Source organism: Bacillus sp. PK6-025, assembly GCF_056530265.1.
This window is the reverse complement of record NZ_CP096509.1, coordinates 1,992,342-2,012,639: the sequence shown is the minus strand read 5'-3', so window position 1 is coordinate 2,012,639 and position 20,298 is coordinate 1,992,342. Positions and strand designations below refer to the sequence as shown.

At 39.5% G+C, this 20,298-nt stretch carries 21 protein-coding genes and 3 pseudogenes; 5 read left to right on the top strand and 19 right to left on the bottom strand.

The annotated features are described in order from the left end of the window. Positions 1-13: 13 nt before the first annotated feature. The 5 genes and pseudogenes from M1D67_RS10490 to M1D67_RS10470 form a co-directional block, all read right to left on the bottom strand. Positions 14-611: pseudogene (locus M1D67_RS10490) on the bottom strand (class I SAM-dependent methyltransferase). A 110-nt stretch (positions 612-721) separates the two neighbouring features. Then, positions 722-943 carry a hypothetical protein gene (locus M1D67_RS10485; protein WP_026579662.1) on the bottom strand — a complete coding sequence of 74 codons (222 nt, stop codon included), beginning with the start codon at positions 941-943 and terminating at the stop codon, positions 722-724. A gap of 59 nt (positions 944-1,002) precedes the next feature. Then, positions 1,003-1,983, bottom strand: coding sequence for an alpha/beta hydrolase family protein (locus tag M1D67_RS10480; protein ID WP_479831813.1), 981 nt, complete (start codon positions 1,981-1,983; stop codon positions 1,003-1,005). Between the two features lie 234 nt (positions 1,984-2,217). Then, on the bottom strand, positions 2,218-2,520 hold the full coding sequence (locus M1D67_RS10475) for a hypothetical protein (RefSeq protein WP_101560911.1): 303 nt from the start codon (positions 2,518-2,520) through the stop codon (positions 2,218-2,220). Between the two features lie 630 nt (positions 2,521-3,150). Continuing rightward, positions 3,151-3,579 carry an HIT family protein gene (locus M1D67_RS10470; RefSeq protein WP_101560910.1) on the bottom strand — a complete coding sequence of 143 codons (429 nt, stop codon included), beginning with the start codon at positions 3,577-3,579 and terminating at the stop codon, positions 3,151-3,153. 666 nt (positions 3,580-4,245) lie between these two features. Between M1D67_RS10470 and M1D67_RS10465 the strand changes: the two genes are divergently transcribed. Beyond that, positions 4,246-4,563: a hypothetical protein gene (locus M1D67_RS10465; protein WP_039072731.1), complete on the top strand. Its 318-nt coding sequence runs from the start codon at positions 4,246-4,248 to the stop codon at positions 4,561-4,563. A gap of 112 nt (positions 4,564-4,675) precedes the next feature. On the opposite strand, the gene M1D67_RS10460 is transcribed toward M1D67_RS10465, so the two are convergent. The 3 genes from M1D67_RS10460 to M1D67_RS10450 form a co-directional block, all read right to left on the bottom strand. Further along, positions 4,676-6,112: a DUF6179 domain-containing protein gene (locus M1D67_RS10460; protein ID WP_479831812.1), complete on the bottom strand. Its 1,437-nt coding sequence runs from the start codon at positions 6,110-6,112 to the stop codon at positions 4,676-4,678. Between the two features lies 1 nt (position 6,113). Next, a complete protein-coding gene (locus M1D67_RS10455) occupies positions 6,114-6,581 on the bottom strand; it encodes a DUF6323 family protein (RefSeq protein WP_020451555.1) in 468 nt (155 codons plus the stop codon). Between the two features lie 1,075 nt (positions 6,582-7,656). After that, positions 7,657-7,860, bottom strand: coding sequence for a hypothetical protein (locus M1D67_RS10450; RefSeq protein ID WP_023857616.1), 204 nt, complete (start codon positions 7,858-7,860; stop codon positions 7,657-7,659). Positions 7,861-8,487: 627 nt separating this feature from the next. Here M1D67_RS10450 and M1D67_RS10445 point away from each other — a divergent pair. Both M1D67_RS10445 and M1D67_RS10440 read left to right on the top strand, forming a co-directional pair. Next, entirely contained in the window at positions 8,488-9,063 is a 576-nt protein-coding gene (locus tag M1D67_RS10445) for a hypothetical protein (protein WP_096748138.1), read from the top strand. 101 nt (positions 9,064-9,164) lie between these two features. Then, positions 9,165-9,533, top strand: a complete 369-nt coding sequence (locus tag M1D67_RS10440; protein WP_479831845.1) for a YolD-like family protein — start codon at positions 9,165-9,167, stop codon at positions 9,531-9,533. A 23-nt stretch (positions 9,534-9,556) separates the two neighbouring features. On the opposite strand, the gene M1D67_RS10435 is transcribed toward M1D67_RS10440, so the two are convergent. Beyond that, positions 9,557-9,787, bottom strand: coding sequence for a helix-turn-helix domain-containing protein (locus tag M1D67_RS10435; RefSeq protein WP_011198296.1), 231 nt, complete (start codon positions 9,785-9,787; stop codon positions 9,557-9,559). A gap of 254 nt (positions 9,788-10,041) precedes the next feature. Then, complete coding sequence (locus M1D67_RS10430) at positions 10,042-10,185, bottom strand: hypothetical protein (protein WP_021837703.1); 144 nt, start codon at positions 10,183-10,185, stop codon at positions 10,042-10,044. Positions 10,186-10,380: 195 nt separating this feature from the next. Between M1D67_RS10430 and M1D67_RS10425 the strand changes: the two genes are divergently transcribed. Further along, the gene (locus tag M1D67_RS10425; RefSeq protein WP_096748140.1) at positions 10,381-11,898 is read left to right on the top strand and encodes a T7SS effector LXG polymorphic toxin; all 1,518 of its coding nucleotides are present in this window, start codon (positions 10,381-10,383) and stop codon (positions 11,896-11,898) included. A gap of 16 nt (positions 11,899-11,914) precedes the next feature. After that, complete coding sequence (locus tag M1D67_RS10420; protein ID WP_096748141.1) at positions 11,915-12,250, top strand: hypothetical protein; 336 nt, start codon at positions 11,915-11,917, stop codon at positions 12,248-12,250. A 32-nt stretch (positions 12,251-12,282) separates the two neighbouring features. Here the strand turns inward: M1D67_RS10420 and M1D67_RS10415 are convergent. The 9 genes and pseudogenes from M1D67_RS10415 to M1D67_RS10375 form a co-directional block, all read right to left on the bottom strand. Further along, positions 12,283-12,552: pseudogene (locus M1D67_RS10415) on the bottom strand (peptidoglycan-binding domain-containing protein); the annotation flags it as partial. Between the two features lie 96 nt (positions 12,553-12,648). Next, positions 12,649-13,278: pseudogene (locus tag M1D67_RS10410) on the bottom strand (peptidoglycan recognition protein family protein); the annotation flags it as partial. A gap of 135 nt (positions 13,279-13,413) precedes the next feature. Beyond that, a complete protein-coding gene (locus M1D67_RS10405) occupies positions 13,414-13,677 on the bottom strand; it encodes a phage holin (RefSeq protein WP_075753490.1) in 264 nt (87 codons plus the stop codon). A gap of 15 nt (positions 13,678-13,692) precedes the next feature. Then, a complete protein-coding gene (locus M1D67_RS10400) occupies positions 13,693-13,962 on the bottom strand; it encodes a hemolysin XhlA family protein (RefSeq protein WP_069500916.1) in 270 nt (89 codons plus the stop codon). A gap of 63 nt (positions 13,963-14,025) precedes the next feature. Continuing rightward, complete coding sequence (locus M1D67_RS10395) at positions 14,026-14,208, bottom strand: XkdX family protein (protein WP_479831811.1); 183 nt, start codon at positions 14,206-14,208, stop codon at positions 14,026-14,028. Continuing rightward, entirely contained in the window at positions 14,208-14,528 is a 321-nt protein-coding gene (locus M1D67_RS10390) for a hypothetical protein (RefSeq protein WP_059231669.1), read from the bottom strand. The genes M1D67_RS10395 and M1D67_RS10390 overlap by 1 nt, the downstream gene beginning before the upstream one ends. A gap of 12 nt (positions 14,529-14,540) precedes the next feature. Further along, a complete protein-coding gene (locus M1D67_RS10385) occupies positions 14,541-15,890 on the bottom strand; it encodes a phage baseplate upper protein (protein ID WP_198403081.1) in 1,350 nt (449 codons plus the stop codon). Between the two features lie 13 nt (positions 15,891-15,903). Then, positions 15,904-18,549, bottom strand: a complete 2,646-nt coding sequence (locus M1D67_RS10380; protein ID WP_479831810.1) for a peptidase G2 autoproteolytic cleavage domain-containing protein — start codon at positions 18,547-18,549, stop codon at positions 15,904-15,906. 36 nt (positions 18,550-18,585) lie between these two features. Next, on the bottom strand, positions 18,586-20,295 hold the full coding sequence (locus tag M1D67_RS10375; protein ID WP_096748146.1) for a phage tail protein: 1,710 nt from the start codon (positions 20,293-20,295) through the stop codon (positions 18,586-18,588). Between the last annotated feature and the right edge of the window lie 3 nt (positions 20,296-20,298).

Genomic DNA, 20,298 nt, shown 5'->3' with positions numbered 1-20,298 from the left:
TTCCCCGGAGTATTCAGCGCTTTTGACCAATAAATTGAATGACATGAGACAGGCCGTTGTGCCAAGCCCCTTCATGACGAACGACTTCCCCCATAAAAAAGTGGACAATACGCCAATCTGAAAAGGTTTGTAAAAATTCTTCCGGTGTATATAAAAGCTCCGGATCCTGCGGCCCGCCGCTTTTGTAAGGAATTTGGTGCGTCGAATACACTTCCGTCACGAAAAATCCCCCGGGCTTCACGGCTTCTTTTACTCCAAGAAGTGTTTTTCGGCGCAGCTCTTCTGGAAAATGTCCAAAAATACATACAATCTCGTCCCACTGCCCTTGATTCCAAGACGCTTCATTTAAGTCAACAAGCTCCGTCTTCACCGATACATGACGGGTTTCAGCAAGCTTTTTCGTTTTCTCCAACCCTGACTCGGCATAATCCCATGACGTGACGTTCATCCCTTGTTCTGCTAAAAAAAACCGCTTTTCGCCCCTCGCCTTCTGCAATGGCTAAAGCATCACCCGACAATTGAAGTTTTTTCTGCGAATCTGCCAAAAACACATTCGGTTCCGTTCCATACACATAGTTCTCATCTTGAAAGCGCTCGTGCCAAAAGTTCATCGTTTTTGTTCTCCTTTTTTTAGAAGCTTTCATATCAATGATATACCCGTTTCTTTTAGATGATGCATCTCATTTTCGCTTCGCAGTCAAACTCGATACTCTCCTTCGAATTAACCCTTATCATTTGTTCGCAAATGAACAATAATCATGATGACGCCTAAAATGAGAAGCAAAACAGGATAAAACAATACAGATGATTGAAAATAAACCGAAGCTTCACTATTGCCATCTGCATCCATTATATAATGAGGAAAAGCAACAGATAACACCTGTAAGAAAAACAGCGTTAATAGACCCAGCAAAATTGAAACAAATCCGGAAACAAAGTACATAAAAAAACCTCCTATTCGCACATTTTGAAAATTGCCAGCTTTTTAATAAATTAAAGAAATTATCCCTCATGAAGCTGCTTTAATTTTTTTCGGATGAAAGAAATCGTATCTAATGCCAGCTTTTTACGACAAAGAACAATTCCGGCATGGCCGCAATTGTAGAGATGTCTTTCGGGTTTCCCCCAGCTCTCCCATAACTTATCAGCATCCTCTAAGTGAACATATTGGTCATGAACGGCGGAAATCAGCAAAATGTGATCTTTGTTAACTTTCGGCACAGCCTGACTGGGATCTGTAATTTCCCAATATGTTTGTAAATCTTCATATGTCACACCGTACTGTTCCAATTCTTCTCTTATGAATTTACCCGGGATGGTATTCCATATCGCATAAGAAAGACGATTGGCATAAAATATCGATACCACGATGTCGATTTCAGTCTCAAGGGCAGCCATTAAATTTGTAACCCACCCGCCTAAACTGACGCCCACAATAATAACAGGGCCGGTTTTATTTGCTTTGATCCAGTGAATGAGTGCCCGTAAATCCACGACAGCTTGTCTTGTTGATTCAACTGTACGATTCAAATTCGCACTTATCATCAATTCACCGCTGTAAAGCGAATATTCCGGCTCTCTTTCAAAATGATACGGAAGAGAATAGTAGTACATGTTCCAGCCTAAATCGTTCATCATACAATCATGAAATATCTTTTTTATTCTGTCGTATGAATCCATTCGCCAGCCGTGTACAAAAATAACATTAGGTTGATCTATATCATTCTTATTTAAAAAAACCTCGCCTTTTAAACTATCATTGACAGGGTCCCCAGATGGAATGGTAGATTCATAGCTGAAATGTCCAGCCAAATAGTTTTTTCTCGCTTCATGAAGAGTAAAGGAGACATCAGCCGCTTTTGCTTGATAGAATTCGTCCCTGTCAATCGAATCCAATGAAAAAGCGGAAAAATGTTTTTCTTTACTTCTTTTCCTGTGCAAATCATATAACGCTAAACGATCGATCATCTTTGCCAAAAACACTTTTTGTCCTCCTGATTGGTATAAGTAATGGTGCTTTTTTGATTGAAGGCAGTTCCGCCAAGTCCTTTCACACAGACCATTGGCCATCTAATCGGCTGAGCCTGATGAATCCACGAAGCTGCCTTGACAAAAGGGGCTGTTCGCAACACCAAAGGTAATTATGATTGCTGCGGGTTTATCGGGTAGAACTTGCTTTATTTTCACCAAGAGAACTGTATTCAAACAAGAATGCTGTTATAGTTGTTCTAAAAATGCTAATAGTTCTGGATCATTAATTTCAAAAATTATAAATTGAATATAATCTATTTTGTTCGTATCAGGGAAAAGAAAATGATTTATCGTAAATTTCGTGGCGGATTTCCCCAACATACCGGCAATACGCAGGGCGATGTCTACATTTTCAAAGTCAATATCAAAGGATGCAAACTCTTGAATCTCTTGATTCACATAGTAATTCTTTACTTTTGTCTCCATTGGGTTTGATGGGTTTGACGCGCAATTAAGAAATTTCCTTAGTTTTTCCGGATCGAAATTCATCAATAGTCCCCTTTAAAGTATAGTGGATGCAACTTTTATGTAGAGTAAGGCCTTTGCTTACGGTCCTTACCGATATGCCATACAAACTGTTAGGATTAAAGCAATTGGATACAAAACCGATGCTAATCTCTGCTTCTTTTCATCAATATGAATGAAGTTTTTACGAGATAAAAATTTGCGAATCTCGGGTAATAATATCAAAATAACTTGGGACAAGAAAGACAGCTTTTGCATCAGGGTAAGTGGACTAAACGTAAACCCGACTCCCGCATTCCCTCCTATCGTTGTCCAGGACATATAAAAATTAAGGAAAGGGATGACGAAGCAAAATATAAGTCTATATTGATTAATATAACAATCGTATTTTTCAGCATTAAGGCCTTTAGAAGAAAATCTAAATCCGTAGATGAAAAGAAAAAGTGTCCCCATACTTAATATCGGCTGCTTGATAAAATACGCCAATACAAAAGCTATTAAAAACATAATTTACTCCCTTGCAACCATTGTTAATCATCACCATTATACAACAAAGGAAAGAATTTCTGGACGAAATGATGAATTCAGCAAAACCTGCACGAGATCATATCAAATCATCTTTCCATTTTTAAATTCTAGGACAATCTTTTCTCATCATCTCCCTGTAATCTTTCTCCATACCGAAAGTAAGTTACTTTTCTCAGCTGCAGTAAAGTCGGTGTTTAATTTGAATTCAAACTTTTCATTCATGTGTCTCGGTATGACATGAAAATGCAGGTGCTTAATATCTTGCTGAGCAAAGTGACCGTTGTCTGAGAGTATCGTGTAATCATCACAAATACCTGAATGAATTAATATTTGAGGTACTTTAATTAAAGAATCCATTATTTCATTAGATAGATGGGGATCGTTAATATGATCCAGTCTTTCAATATGCTTATTTGGTATGATTATTGTATGGCCACATGTAACAGGATTTATATCAAGAAATGCTGTTACATCGTCATTTTTATAAACCTCATAACTTGAAATTTTTTGACTAACGATTTCACAAAATATACATTTGTCCATTTGACTACCCACACTTTGTTAAGTGTCCCTCTCTTTCTGAAGTTTTTTCGGATGCCCAAACTCACAACTCGTTAAGATCCTTTATAAACTAGAGATATTTGAAAAATGATCTAGCTATGTTTAATCCGAAATTCGAAATGATTACCTTCCTTTATTAATCCAAAGAATATTTTCCCTGCATGTTAAAATAGAGAAAGAAACCGAACTTTATTAATCGGTCTCTTTAATATTGATTTCTTTTTCTTATAAACATTCCCAAAATACACCCGACAATTGCCGCTGCAACATTGAGTATAAGTTTATTCTCCAAGGATAAATTTTTGGAAGAATACTCAATATAAAAAGTCACTAAAAATACAGCAATACCCGCGAAAACCGGCGGCAAAAATCTAATAACAATCTCCCCTTCTGATAATTTTTCATTGCTTCGAATTCTTTCATTTAATCTAATCATTTGTCGGCAGCTTAGCATGCTACCTTATTTTATATACAGATAATAACATATCAACCTATATATAGATACAGTTCGATTGATACATGAGTTATTTCCTTAAGACAGCGTTTGGAGTTGCGATTGAAAATCAGAAATTCTTATTGCCCAGTAATGATCGATATAGTTAAAGATCTGCGGTTTTTTTAACTTCATTAATATCACTATAATTTTAAGGAGTCAGTTGGATGTTTATAAAATATAATGAATATGATTTACTAGAACTTTTTGAGAGTGAGCCAGCCAGTATAGCTGATGATCCAGAGGCCGGCGAATTTATTTATACTTATAAAGATAATCAAAACTTCAAGTTAATTTTGACGCTGGATGTTTATCAACTAACTTGCAGCCTGGATATAACCTATAAAGATTTCGCGGTATTTACAGGTGTTTTTCAAAACGTAACTAGCATTAAGAAAGTTGAAAATTTCATGGTTGTAAGTATTGGAGAAGAAGAGAGAATAAAAGTAAAATTCACTAAGCAAGTTGGAGTAGAATTACTTTAAGCTTTTAAGTTGTGTTGAAAAATAACTAGATTGCATTTATCGAGTGCTGTTATTTATCTTCGTCTTTTTTTAGACTCTCCTTTGTAAAAGAACTTATAAAAACGTCTTTAACTTAATAAAACGATATCTCCTCATAGTCAATATCATTGATGAGCTGTCCAATCGTTGCAATGCGCTCATCTTCTAATTGTTTAATAAATTTCATATAATATGTTTCCCACTCGCTCTTTGCTTCAGAGCAGTCAGCAACAATGTCAATGAAATTGAGGATTCCCCCTCTTAATTCTTCATAAAATACAATTTTCGCAAAAATGGCCAATTCAAAATTCCCAAACGTAGCAAAAAGTGCGTTATATTCGTCGTCAAACAGACATCCCGAATTTAGCAAATCCAAATAATCATGCAGTGAAACAAAATGATCGCGGATCAGCGATATTTTTTCTGCTGTGTTTTTTCTTTCCATGATGCAATCCACCAATTTCCGCATTTCAATATCACTCATGCGATCATTTTCATTTAACATTAACGCTATTGGTTTTTCTCTCTCTTCAATTTCTCTGATGATCAACATTTTGAAGCCATCAATTTCCGCAGCGTTATTTACCCTTTGAATACATTCATTGCGATACAAATTGATATAATCAGTAATCGTTTGATCTGTCTTTAAATCCCGCTGTAACCGATCAAATGCTTCGTTAATCAAGTTTGCCCTTTTATCAGCATGGCAATCACTTAACAACCGACTCAACCTGTCATATTGAACTTCAGAAATTCTGACTTGATTGGCTTCGCCCCCGGATAGCAGTGAAAAAACAGCATTGTTTATCATTAACTCAAAAATATTAAAAAGTTCTATGCGATAATTAAAGCGGCATATTCTCCCGAAGTTTGTCAAGATATACATTAGATCTTGATGGTTAAAAAAGTGACAGAATCTCGTTTCTATCAGCAGTCGCTCTATATACTGTTTAATATAAAAAACACCTTGCAGTTCCATGTTGTCAATAGCTAAAGGATAGTCAATGCTCGCCATCGTATTTTGAGCTTCAAAAATAATATTATAATGATTCATAAATACAGGTAACGATTCGTCAATGGTTAAATTATAAGCATCAACAGGCACATCTAACTTTAATTTTTTTACGTCTTGATACAATTGTTTAGCTTCTTCAAAATAACAGTGAAGTAATTCGACACCTTTGGTATATATTTTTTTTATACTATCAGAACGTAAATGTACGATAACCTCTTCAGGTTTCTCAAAATGGAGAGCATAAGCATCTATTGCATACATGAGGGAAACCATAATCCCTTCCGCCGTTTCTGTAGTAACCGACGTACTTTCCCCTTTGGTATACTGGCCTATCAATCGTTGCAGGATTTGCATAATCTCTACCTGTATCTTGTAAGCTTTTTCGCTGGTAATAACTCCAACCCTTTGGCCTTCTTTTAGAAGCGACAACATAAATTGGCTTTGCTTTAACTTTGATTTATCAATCGTAAAATTTGAAACCAAATCATAGCGATTTAAAGTATTTTCTTTTCCCATGTTATTCATCACCTTTATATAAAGACTCACTTCTCATCGTATTTCTTCTGAAACTCTCCGCGAGTTCCTCCATTTTACTTCTTAATAACTCTAAAGACCCCGCAGAAGGTCCGTTAAAACACTCCATCATCTGATGAATCAGTTTCATGTCACCTATCTTATCTTCTGTTTCATTTCTGAGATAATAAAAAATCTCCTGAAGCTCGATTAACGTTTCGACATCATGATCCTCATCCATATAGGGTGAAGCAGCAAACACCTCAATTAATTCCTTTAGTACTTCAATCCCCAGCTCTATACGTCCATGATCATGAAGCACTTTATTTCTATAAACGATTAATGTTTTGATATCGCTGGGTGTTAAGATCAAGCCATGCTCTTTTGTTTTTTCATTTAATTCAAGCAGTTCCATCATAGGTTTTGATTGAGGGGATAATTGAATGGAATTCAAAAAACGAGATAAGTTCATAACCTCTCTTCCTTTCAAAAGCATCTTTTTTAAAAAAACATTGACTTTTTATATCTTGTGTGCTATGATAAAATTAGGTGTTTTTTATAACAATAATTAATTTATTCTATTTACTTACATATGTCAATAGTTGTTTTTCAGCAGCATTGTTTCTTTCCCTCTTAAATCAGCTTTTTATTCCTCAAGACCAATTTAATTTCCCTTCAACTCAACAGATTTCGTTCAAAATTTTTATCTGCTTATACTTCATTCTATTAATTGTTGTGTAATTTAACTTTTCTATTTTTTGTCTTAGACCCGTAAATACCATCAGTGACGGTCCCGCCGCTTTCTGACCGTATTGCCGTCAATACCTTGCTCTCTTAGGGCTAAAGAACAGCCAACGTTTCCTGAACCTGACGTACAGCCGCTCCTTTCATTTCATGCGTTTGTCACTTTAAAGATGCCGACCAACAGTGTGTTGGATGATTTCTTTCCATTTGTACTAACTTTTTTCAAACTAAAAAGGCTGCAGCTTGCAACCTCATTTTGTTAACCTTTTTGTTTCAATGCCTCTTTCTGTTCTGGATATGATAGGTTTTCATTTCATTTTCGACAACAAAAGAAATAAAGACATTTCAATAAGGAACTCATACTAGAGAGTAAGTGAATGCCAGTGTTCATAGTGAGAACTCCGAAGGAACTATAATGTCCGAGTTGAAAACAAACGGTTTTGTTCTTCAGTCAAAGAATGAAATAAAGATGCTTATTTCATCGACATCTCAATCCTAAATGTGGTAAAATCGATGACAATGTTAACCATAAAAAGGAGGATTATGTGTATATGAGTATTATTATTTTGGCATCCATACTTTTATGGAGTGCATTAATCTATGAATTAAGTAAATCTCCAAAAAAGCAAAACAACCGAAAAATTGTATCTTTGATATCTTTGGGCTCTTTATCAACCTTAGTTATTACTATTTCGCTTTTTCAAAACCTCCCGTTTTAAAAAAATTGTTTATAACTAAATCGATCGTATATGTCGTCGGTGTGGTATTGTTATAAAAAAAATCCTTCTTGCAAGAAGGGTTTTTTATTCATTATTCTCTTCTTTATTATCCAATTCTGGAAAATCCTCAATCATTGATCGAATATCTTCAACAAATTCTTTCTCTGTATATTGACCACCCGCGTGTTTTAGATTATCCAGTTTTCCGCAAATAACCTTAAGGGTTCCCTTTGCGTGCTCTTCTTTAAGGCCGTTTACTTTGTTTATCATCTTATCCAACTCAAACATTTAATAGTTTCCCCTTCGCTTATTGTTCCCCTAAATATAACATATTCATTCCAATCAGTATTTGGTCACTTTTGCCGCGTCATTCCAAGCTGACCACACTTTTCGCCTAACACACGTGGTTTTACTCTTGGAATTCAGGTACAGACATGAAATATATTAAGAAAAGCAGCTGATGTTTACTCCCAATATCAGTAAGAAACTTGACCAAGATAGAATCGAAGATTACGAAGGTTATGTCTCATCGATTATGGAGTTAGATTGAAACTTCAAATTTTTTTGGTCATATTTTGGTCACCCAATCTTTTGACCAAAATTCAACCCCCCCTGGCACCACTGGTGCCAAGGGGGTTCCTAGCTTAATACTGAGACATATACTGCTCGCGCTCCCAAGGGTGGACTTGTGTGCGGATTATAACCTATATTACCTTTATATATCATATTGGGTCATGAACGTTGATATATAAGGGTTTCATTTTTTTATGTAGGATAAAATATCAAGAAATATTTTTTGTTTGTGGGTGTTTTGTGGGTGCATTTGTGGGTGTTCACTTAACTGTTAACACATTGGATAATCCCCTATTTTGTTTTAAAATGTAAATGTTCGTTTTAAACAAGAGGGGGATCCTTATGAAAAAGATATTACTGGTTTTATTTTTGGTGTTAGCAGGATGCAGCAGTGCACCACAAAATAAAACTGACAACCAGACAGCTACAGCTGAAGAGAAGACAGAAACCACCGAAGCAAAGAGTGATTTCGGTTTTACTCTAAATGAATTTATTGATGAATATAATAAAAACATAGACAGTATTGACATGGATGTTATTGAGGAACCTCTTTCCAGGCTTGATAAGGATGGTGAATTAAATGAGACGAAAGAGAATTTTGTTCAGATTTTGGCTAATGAAAAGGATAACTCTAATACGGATAGAGACTATATAATATCAGGAATGTTCAATAAACAAGATGTTTTAACAGGAATTAACCTTATTTCCAACAGCGATGATTATTCAAAGCCGTCAATGAAAGGTATGGGGGCTGCTTATATTTTATTTGTAACTATGGGATTTAGTCAGGATGATTTAAATAAGGCTTTAAAAGAAGCTGATCCTGATTATTCACTTTCAAATGATATCTGTGAACTGACACTCAAGCTCCGCCCTAATTTCAAAATGTTTATTATCGAAATTCGCCCACCAAAATAAAAAGCCTTCTCTTTAAAGAGGGCTTTACTTTGGATGGGTTATTTTTCTTGTTGAGAACAGAACAAATGTTCCCTTATAATCATCTCAAGGAGATGAACACCATGAAAGATGACAACTTGAAAGATCGTGGATCAATCAAATGGACAGCTATGATGCTGCCGGAGCATGTCGGCCTACTTCGCGAGTTAGAAAGCGGCCAGGACAAAATAAAAAGGCCGGTTCTTGACATGTCTCAGATCGAAGATATGGAAATGGCCATAAGTGAAGCAATTGAGTTTAATAATCCAGTCCAGTTTTCTGTATTTAAGCCGCTGCAAATGCTTAACGGACCGGAAACCGGGGAGATCGTTCAAATAGAGAGCCATATCCATTACATAAACCAGTTGAAGAAAACTTTCCATGTAGTGGATTCTAAAGGAGACACCAACCTCATTAAATTTGAGGATGTCGTCAGTGTGGAAATAAAGTAAGCCCTTCTCACAGCTGAAGGGCTTTACTCATCATATGGGCGGTATTTTTTTCGACCAGCTTCAAGTTCTTTCTTTTGAGTCTCCACATGATCACGGAGAAACAAGCTAACTGTACCGACCTTCTTCACAGGCTTTAGCTTCCCGGAAGTCACCAATGCACTTAAACGCTGCCTTGTAACCCCGAGGAGCTCGCCTGCTTCTGCAGCTGTCAAAACTTCATCCTGGATAAACTTAATTTTTTCGTTTTCCTTCATGCCTTTTATCGCTCCAAATCAGAATTAATCCTTTTAACAGTGTGACAATCACAGCCAGGTATAAAATGATGCCTGTGATTGTCCCGAGAGTACCGACTTTTTCAAAGTCTATTGCAAAAATGCCCGCTATTAGGATGAGCATAGTTGCCATGTCTAATGAGCTGTAATGCTTAAAATATTGTTTCATAATTTGTGGACGTGATATAATGAATTGGAGAGCAAGGGGATTTCTCCCCTTCTCTCGCTCACTATGTTTAGCGCTTCTTGCTTACCCGGCGGGAGCGCTTTTTCTTTTTCTTGCCTCTTTTTTTGCTTTCGTTTTGCCATATATCATAAATGTGTTTGAATATGGTCACCACTCCAGCAGTGGCAAGAATCCAGTTTCTTACCTCGTCCACTTTAGCACCTCCTTTCTATATTTTAATTATACCAAACCTATTTACAACCGTCAATAGATAACTGAAATATCTAGGCTTAATTATCTATGTAAATTGATTCATTTTCATGGATGAACAGGATTTATTCCCCAATCGGTTTCCGTATAGTGGTAAACTCTATACTGATTGTAACCAAAAGGATTAGAGGAGAATGCCATGAAGACTCTGGATGTTCAAGCGCTGCACCATGCAATTGATCAAACGCTGGAACAATTAAAACAACAATCAGACGAATTTGCTAAAGTCAAAAAAGCCGTTGAGGGCATAACATCACTTGATGATGCTTTAAAAGGAAAAGGCGGCGATGCGATCCGCGCCTTTTACGAGGAATGTCACACCCCTTTTCTACAGTTTTATGATACTTTCATAGAGGAATACAGTTCCACGCTGAAGAAAATGAAAAGCGCGCTAAATTCTCTGGAACCCAACCATAACGGATTTATTTCACAGTCCTTTCTCGAACACGAGTTGGAGAATGGCTTAAATGCCGCTGATCGCACAACAAAAAATTTGGTTTCTAAGACTAACGCGACGATCGCAAAAGTCAGTCATATCGTTGATTTACCGGATTTGAACGACAGCGATTTTCATGAACAAAATCAGAAAGCGTTAAAGGAAATCAGCACGACTCTTGAAAAGCTGCATGCGTTTGACCGCGAGCAAACCAACGCCCTCAAAACGGCTGAAAACGATCTTGAGACGATGCAGAGATACATGGCCCGGCTCGAAAAGATGTATACCGGCCCCAAAATTGAAATCACCGGTTATCAAAAAGGCGCGATTTTAAAGCCGGATGAGATGGATACATTGAGTGGAAATCAAGAAACAGCGATGGGTGCCATGTTGAAAAAAGTCGGAGACAAAGAAGATGCGGACATTAACACTCTCGCCGATCCAGATCGATTAAAAAAATTGGCGACACAAAAGGTTTCCAAGAAAGAGTACACCCAAGAGGAATTGAATGAACTGAAAAAAGATTATAGGGTATTTAACGATACGCTTTACCGGGCATACATAGACGGTGATACAATCGTCAAGATAGAACCCGCCTACACCCTTCCAGAGAATGTGGAAAAAAGCGACTTTGCTAAATATTTCGATACAGCGATGGAATTTACAGGTGTGTATGATGCAGTAAGAGCAGCGTTTGGATACGACCTTGCGACAGGCGAAATCGTTAAAGATAATGGTGATCGTTTAATGGCCGGATTGAGTGTCACACCTTTTGGAAAGGCATTTAAGTACGGAAAGCGCGGCTTCAAGTTATTTAAAGGTGAAGAAGCTGGAAAGAAAGTTGCGAAGGTTGATAAAACACCTTCCTACGGCAAACAATCCGTACCGAAAGGTCCGTATCGCGAAGTGCATGGTTTCCCTGCAAAAGTAAAACCAGGTGCTCAAGAAAAACATATTCCTGGAACACCAAACTACAAACAAGAAATAGCTAATGGTCGTAAAAACAAAAGCATCTTCTACGGAGATAATAAAAAAGCACAAGAATTGCTTGATAAGTTTGCGGGAAAAGGTGATCTGTTCAGAAAAGATAGGGAAAGAATAGAGTGTGGTCAAGTAATAGGAAAATACTATGATCATGATGCCAAAAAGTATGTAGAGACTACAAGAGGGATTATACACTATGGAAAAAACGGAGCTCATATAGTACCATCACACCCATAAGAAAAGGAGAATATTCATGGGATACGATTCTTTAATAAAAACATTAAAACATTATAAAGATTGTGATTTAATCATAGAATGGAAAAGTGGATTTAAGATTACGGGTAACGTTGATACAATCTTTGAAACAGACAACGGATTAGAAGATGACGATGTGAATTACACAGAATACCATGCAGCTGTATTTAAAGTAGATAATATGTTGGCTCATCCCGCTAACCGTGAAGGCAGTGTTTATAATTGGTTAAGAGAAGGGAAAAGTTCGTTTGTTGAAATTTCACTTTATGATGATCCGCCAAATAAAATTTTAGTAGATGGTCAGACAGTATGGGAATTGGACAGTAACGAATAACAGTTAGCCCTCTTTTTATAGAGGGCCTTTTTCTACTTCAATAAAGCTTCAAGTTTCGCTTTAGTTTTAGGTCCGTAAATTCCGTCCGCAGACAGCCCGTGCATCATCTGGAACCGTTTGACCGCGTTCGCCGTTTTCGGCCCGTAATAGCCATCTATGCCGTTATTCTTCGCCCCTTTGTCTGGATAGAAATAGAGGGCAGCTAAAGCCTCCTGAATCTGGCGGACGGCCGTCCCTTTCATTAGTGGGCTTTTTACCTTATAGATGCCAGACGGCAGCGGGTAGGATGATTTTTTGCTGCTTGAGGACGACTTTTTCTTTTTCGCTTCAATACCTGCGAGAGCCTTTTCTGTAGCCGGTCCATAAATTCCATCCACCGCGATACCCGCTTTCTTTTGCAGAGCTTTGACAGCTTGCACCGTTTCATTTCCGTAAGACCCATCAGCCCCGTATTTCGGCAGTGAGAAGCCAGCGGCAATCAAACGTTTCTGCAGCGCCTTGACCTGGGAACCGGACGACCCTTTTTTCAGGATAGTCCCTGTGGATTTGCTTGACTGGCTCGTAGATGATGTTGTCTTTGACACAGTTTTATTTCCAAGCAAGGTATCAACTTTTTTCCTGAATGCTGCCAGCTGGCTTGAATCGCTCACCCAGGGAGCCGGACAATTTTTGTTTGTCACATCATAGTGCCGCACGATCTTGTCTGTAGAAAGGCCGTGACGCTTGCACAGGTCGGCAACCAATTCAGCAGCATTCTGAACCGTTTCACTGTGAATCTTGCCATCTTTTTCGACACACATTTCAACGCTAATTGATTTTGTGTTAGCATTCGGTTTAAGGAAACTCACATAACAGCGGTTTTTATCATGTGCATGGTACGCAACTTCATTTTCAGGGATGATGTGCTGCGCCTCTTTACGGTCCACAAAATAATGGGCTGAAGCGTAACGTTTATCAGCGATACATGTGCCATTGAAATAATTTCGCTCATTCAGTGCGGACGCACCGGGCGTGGCCGTATAGTGCATGACAATCCCTTTCACTCCTGCCAACTTCAGCCCTGGCCGGGTATATTGATTGACTTTCACAAAGTTTTTCACGACTTTAACCATTTGAAACCCTCCAATTTTGTTTTAAATAAAAAAGGCTGCCAGCCGGCAACCTCATTTTGTTAATCCTTTTTGTTTCAGAGTCTCTTTCTGCAACTTTCCTTTGCTTGTGACATAGTTGTTTTTATACCAAGCCACCAAGGTCGTGACGATTGTAAAAATCGTAGAACCGGCCAAATACAAAGCGTCAGCCAGCGTATTGACCTGGTCCTCGCTGATCGGCAAAGCTGCCTTTCCGAACATAATTAAAGTCTGGTTTACCAATGCAATAAAAAGAAGCACCGTCCGGACGACTGTGCCTTTGTCTAAGTTTTTCATATTGTGTTTTCCTCCTTATTTTTGCAGTAGATTATAAAAAACAGCGATTGCACCGCCGATGATGCCGGTGCTTACCGCTGTAATGATCGCGCCGGTGATACTGCGCTTGATCCAAGTTGTGTTTTCCTCGATCTTGTTCAGCTTTTCATTGATTGAAATGATCTGCTGATCATGTCGGTCAGTCGTTCTTTCGAGAGTAGTGATCCGCTGATCTTGTGTTCTTTGATCTGCTTTGATTTCTGCGATTTCTTTTTGTAAAACATCATAATCATTGGGTTGTGTCATGTCCTGAAATCCTCCTGTTCTCACATCGTTTTCACCTCCTTTGAGGCAAAATAAAAAACACCCTTATTGGGCGCTTGGCATTCCTAAATCCACACAGACGGCGGGTTTGTCATAACTCCTTCCCGTTATCTGTTCATACTCTGTCGGGGTGATCCAGTCGATTTTTACATACTCTCGCATCTCATCATCCGTGTAACACCCCCAATCATAGAATTGTTTGATATCTGCAAGCGCGGGATATTTCATTATGCCCCACCCCCTTTTAACGCTTCAACATCGGCCTGAAGGCGTGCAATTTGCAATGAGAGCAAGGCATTTTGTTTTTTCAACAGATCGGTTATGTCTGGCTCAGGCTCCGGAGGCAGCAAGCTTTCAATGTATTCTTTTGTAGCCGTCTCCTTCCACACCTTTTCGTCCGGAAAAAACTTCGGAAGATATAAACCCGGGTCAAATGGAATGTCTGTCCATCCATCCGGAATTTCATAGTTCCCTTGATCATCAGGCTGAATGATATCATTATCAATCAACAAGAACGTCTCTTTGTCATATTTGAAAATATTTTTCATGACTTATCTCTCCTATAGGGGAATAATTTCGTCCAAACCATAAGAAGTTATGTTCTCGGACTTATCAGCGATTTGCCCCTCCAGCCTCATATTTCCGTTTGTTTCGATATACAATTTGGACATCCCTGTTGTACCGAATATAGGAACAAGTCTACTGCGGAGCTGGTCAGGTCTATAAGAAGCTGGTAGCGTCCCAAAAATCACGCCTCTATTGGTGATAATCTCGCCTTTTAAACACAGAAAACCGCCAACCACCGCACACATAACTTTTCTAGCCCCATGTTTCGCGCCGTTTTTTAAAGGAACTTCAGTCCAGGCAGGCTTTAGATCATTTGAAGTTGGAATCATGCTAAAGTCTGTCCAACCTAGACTATGATACCAATGACGAATGTAGATTCTCGGGTCCTTCGAATTTCCTGCTGGAAAGAAAACTTGGGCAAACCGATATTGAGTTGATTTCACATTTAAAATACCGCCATATGAACTCGGGTATCCTGTGGCTTCATTAGCTAAAAGCGGAAAAGTTGAGATTCCATCAGGATAATTATCTCCCTCATAAGAAGCATCTTGAAATGCTGAATCATTAATGAGTGTAACCTGCTTTGTCGTTACTTGATGAGGGTTCGACTGATTATTGATATGAGACTTAGCCCGGGACTCCGCCTCATTCCATTTATCCCGCTCCGCTGCCGTGATATGAATATCCGTATTTTTAGCATGAATGTCTGTGTATTCCTTTGCGCTTACTGCCGCTTTGTCAGTGTATTCTTTCGCGCTCGCTTCAGCTTTGTCCGTGTATTCCTTGGCATTCGCTTCAGCCTTATTCGCCTTTTCCGTCGCCCCGTCTTTTGTTTCAATATTTTCAAACTCCGCAAATTTTGCTTTAATCTCATCAAGAGTTTGACTGATCTCCGCCACCGTTTTGTTAATGCCAGACCGGAGCGTTTCAAAATCGTCAATATAGTACTCCGCAACAGGCACGATGTTTTGATCTTCAAGAGTTTTCTCGATGTGGAAGGTAAAAAAGACCGTCGCAAGCGCCTGACCATTCGTATAATAAAGCTTGATTTCGGCCTTAACTTGGCCGTAATGCTTGAGTTCTTCGTCAGACAACACATATTCGGCTTTCCCGTTTACCTTGTCCGTCAGCGTCAGGCTGCGTTTATAAAACGAATCATCCGCATATAGAAGGACAATTTTGGCATCTACGGCCGAAAGGGGCAATGGAACGCCGTCTTTTGTAAAAGAAAAGGACAGCTTTGCGCTGCCCGTATCCTGGGTGAAAAATTGGATATTGGTTGATTGTGCGCTCGATTTCCGCGCGTTTATATCAAGTGATATACCACCTTGTTTATAAATCATCAATGAGCCTCCTTTACAGCTGCGGATACATAAAGACCAGGGCGACACCATATCCTTTTTGATGAGAGTAAGGCTGCTTAATACGCATCACATAAAAGCCTGTTCCGTCTTCTGATTTAGTGCCAATGCCGCCTGTGGGCACGATGCTGTCTCCTGCGTGGACCGTATCATCAATCCTGACATAGACCTGGCCGACCAGCCCCACAACATGCCACTCGTCCCGCTCTTCCCGCGGAATATATTCTACATCCGGATCGTAATGTGGATTTTCTTTCGGAACGAGTTCTTTTTGAATTACCACATTACCGTCTTTGTCTTCTGATTCAACGTAGATTTCTTCATAGATAATTCCGCCGAACTCATTTCTTAAATAGCGATCATTCCAATAAAAAGCTGCGCCGCCCATAATGACGCCGGCCGTCTCTGAAATAACGCCTAAAACCTTTTCACCTTTTTCTGCTTTCCTAATTTTATCGCCGTCCAACGTTACCAGGTAACCGGAATCAATCTTGCTGCCGTCTTTGGATTCAAAGTATTCAGCCAAGTCCTTTAAGTCAGAAACACTTTCAATACGACCGGTGCCTAAAACATTCCCAGCCTTTGCGTTTATCTCTACCTTTTTATTTGAAGCCGATGGACTCCCTGTACCGTATCCAAGCGCCACCGTATAGCTCTTATTGTTGATGACAGCTTGTGACGATAGAATTGTTCGGGATACTCCATCCCCCTCAATCCTGACATTATTTGATGATCCGATGACAGACCGGCTTCCGTCTTTGGTTGCGGTCGATCTTTCAGAAGAACCGATTACCACATTCCGCGTGCCCTGTGCCTTACATCCGCCGGTTGATCCGATGACAGCTGAAGCCTCTCCCGAAGCGACAGGATCGCCGGAAGAAGCCGCAAGAAAACCAGTCTCTGATGTCGCATATCCTGAAGTTGTGGCAACCCTCGTTCCGCCTTTTAAGTTGTTTGGCACATATTTATACTTTTGGCCTTTAATCATCGCCGAGTAATCATAACCCTCTGCATAAACACCCACAATATTGGCTTGGCTGTTTGGTGAGGTGATGCCATAAGCACCCTTGTCCCCTGTCATGATCCCATTGTTGATGTTAACGTTATATACTCCCCCGCCAATCACAATGCCGCTTTTAGCAGATTTATAGAACGTGAAGTTTGAAATGTTGACATTATCAGTCCGCTGGTTGCCGCCAAAAAGACGAATATCCGCTTCAGCTTTTTTAAACCCACGCACTTGAATCCCATTGAGTGAGATGTTTCGGCTGCGATATTGCAGTGCGATAGCCGGATAGTTTTTATAATCGTATGAAGGGTCACCGATAGCTGTAAAGCCGTTGACCACGACATTTTTATAGGCAGAAATGACAAGCGCACGCGGTGAAAGGTCCTTATACAAGGAATTAAATACCGGTTCTATCGCCGTACAATCTGTTAATGTGACACCGTAAGCTGTCGTACTTTCAGGGTCAGATGCTAAATGATGGCCGATGTGACGGATATCGTATGACCGCACATCACGATAAGACACATGACCGATAACATGGACATTTTGAGCAGCCGGCCATTTGGCATGAGCTTTAACCTCCACGCCCCTGACATTTCCCTCAGAATAGCAATTCAGTATCCAGGCGTGCTTTGAACCGTCGTCAATTTCAATACCGTTGGAATTGGACTCCCCCTGTTTATGAGCTTTGCCGCTTGGATAAACACAATGTGAATTGGAGATGAAAATATATTCACTGTAATGTGTGGTAATCCCATCATCCCCATATCCATAAGCAACACAATTATCAAGCCATATATAACGGCTTCCGTTCTTCGTATAATCGGTTGTTGGCAAATGATCATAAGTAGGAGCTGTAATATCAAAACCGTGCAGTCCTGGGTTTATCGCCTCAACATCTTTCACCCAGCCGTATTTAACATTGGCAAGTGTTAAGCAGCTGGAATGTTGCCCGCCAGTCGCCCGAACTCCGCCTTGTCTATTCGGGTTCCAATCAAGCGACATCCCCTGTACAAAAATATTTCTGTTTCCCTTTTCATAGTCTGCATTTGTAATCACCCATTCACTGGCGGGCGTATCCTCATGGAGCTTGATGGTCGTGATACCTTTTCCCTTTCCATTCAAGTACGTCCAGGATGGGAGCTTGATGCCTTTCACAATATAAGTACCGGCACTTAACTCAATTCGCACCCGGCCATTCCCTAATGCCTTTTTGAAAGCCTCGGTGCTGTCGGTTTTCCCGTCCGGAACGGCCCCAAAGTCATCAACATACACAGTGCGCTTTATTTTTTGAGCAAGCCTATTAAATTCTAAATCTAGCCGGTCTTTCAAGGTTTGCGCGATTTCTCCTTCAGTTGTCACCCGGGCGTCCACTACTTCTTTGACATCTGAACCGTCGTGATTTGTGACCAGGTTGGCAAAGCGCGCTGATAAATTTTTAAGACGGTTTCCAACAGTAAAGCCGCCATGGTCGATTTGTTCCGACGTATGGGCGGCTTTGGTAGATTCATGGCGTTTTAAATTATATTCGTGTTCATTTAATGTGTTTTCTATGTTGTGAATATCAGATCTTAACTGAGCTTGATGACGGGAATTTCTCGTATGATCATAATCTTTTATTAGCCGAATCAATTTTGCTCACTCCTTTTTTGGCAAAATAAAAAACGCCTACCTGAGCGTTTTGAAAAGCTGGTCAATATATCGTTTTTGATCCCTTAGTTTCTTGACCTGATTGACTGCAATATCCTGAATATCTTTTCTGAAATTCGCGAACGTCAATTTTGGGCTGCTGTATGGGTTCAACGGGTTGTACTGAATTGAAATCAGCCGAACATCGGCTTCAAACATGATTCCTGATGCCGTAACAGCCAAGACATGGATGGTGTCGCCTTTCCAAAAATCTTGCTCGATCTCTAAAAGCTTCGGCTCATAGATTTTTTGGAAATCTGCTTCAATAGTCAATTCAGGATATGGATTCACATGTTTTTTTAATGCAGAAATCATACTGCTGGCTTTTTTTATGGTTTCATCTTTAATTGGATCGGCCCAGCGCGGCAGGCCTTCGAGTAAAAACTTTTTCTCATCCGGATGTACGTATAAGATCGGCTCAAATTCATATTGTGGGTTTTTACTGTCGGTGCTACTCTTCTTCAACGCCCCGTAACCCCAGGCGCGCGTTGTACAATTTTGCGAGTTTGTCTTAATAGAAATACCTGGCATGTTATAGCGCGAATCTAAGGTGAAATTGATTTTTTGTCCAATTTTCTTATAAACAAGGATCTTATAATTATCAACATCCAGCTCAGGACCGTAATCCGAAATGATTTTATCCACCAATTCCGTGGAATTTCCGTCACCAAAGTTTTCTTGTTCGGCACTCGGAAAGTCACTCACTGGAGCTTTTAATACATATTTGAATGGCGTCCCTTTTAATGCGATATCAAAAGCCTCTTTGATTGTCATTTTTTTAGACACCGTTTCAGTCACATAATTGTTGATCAGCAGGACCGAGAAAATATGGCTGGCCGAAACAGTTTTCCTCAACACATTATTTTCTTGCCGTATTTCAACGTTTGTAATGTAATACTTTTGATGATTAAATTTCCGTTCATCCAGAAAAAGAATGTTATCGATCACCAATAGATCAAATTCAATGGCATTTTCCTGCGTTTTGGTGATTGTAAATGTAAAACTCTTCTTCCCCGTCGTATCGTCCGTCAGATCGAGCGAGACGCCCGTTATTTCAACCACATTCTTTCCGTCTCCTGCTAGTACATGCAGCTGTGGAAAATCAACATCCGTAGGCAAATTTTGATTAAGCGGAACGTCTTTCCCATCATATTCTTTGCTTGGTACCTCCGGCGTCGGTATCGGTGTTTCAGGTACATCTGGTTCGTTCGGTACCACATCCATAGAATCATATTGGGTTAGATTATAAGTTTGAATGAGATTATTCAATTTTGTTGCGTAATTTGGGTCAGTCGCATAACCAGCTTTTACAAGCGCAGCGGTTGCCTTTTTATAATCTTTTTCTCCGACCACAGCTTTATAGTGATTAGGATCCCAGCTTGTTCCGTTCACATACAGCTTGGCTAAATCCTGAAATGATTGATACCAAGACGGATACTTTCGGAACTTGGCTTGTACACGGGTGGCATTTCCGCTCTTATCATATTCAGTCGTCCACATGAGGACATATTGGCCGTTATAAGTACCCTTAATACCAAATAAGTTTTTCCCTTTCTGGGCCAGTTCACTTTTACCCCATCCGCTCTCTAAGCAAGCTTGAGCAATAATGAGAGACGCGAGAATATCATACTTTTTATAGACTCTTTGGGCGTCTGGTGCAATTTCCTTGATAAAATCTGTGTTTGCCATTTT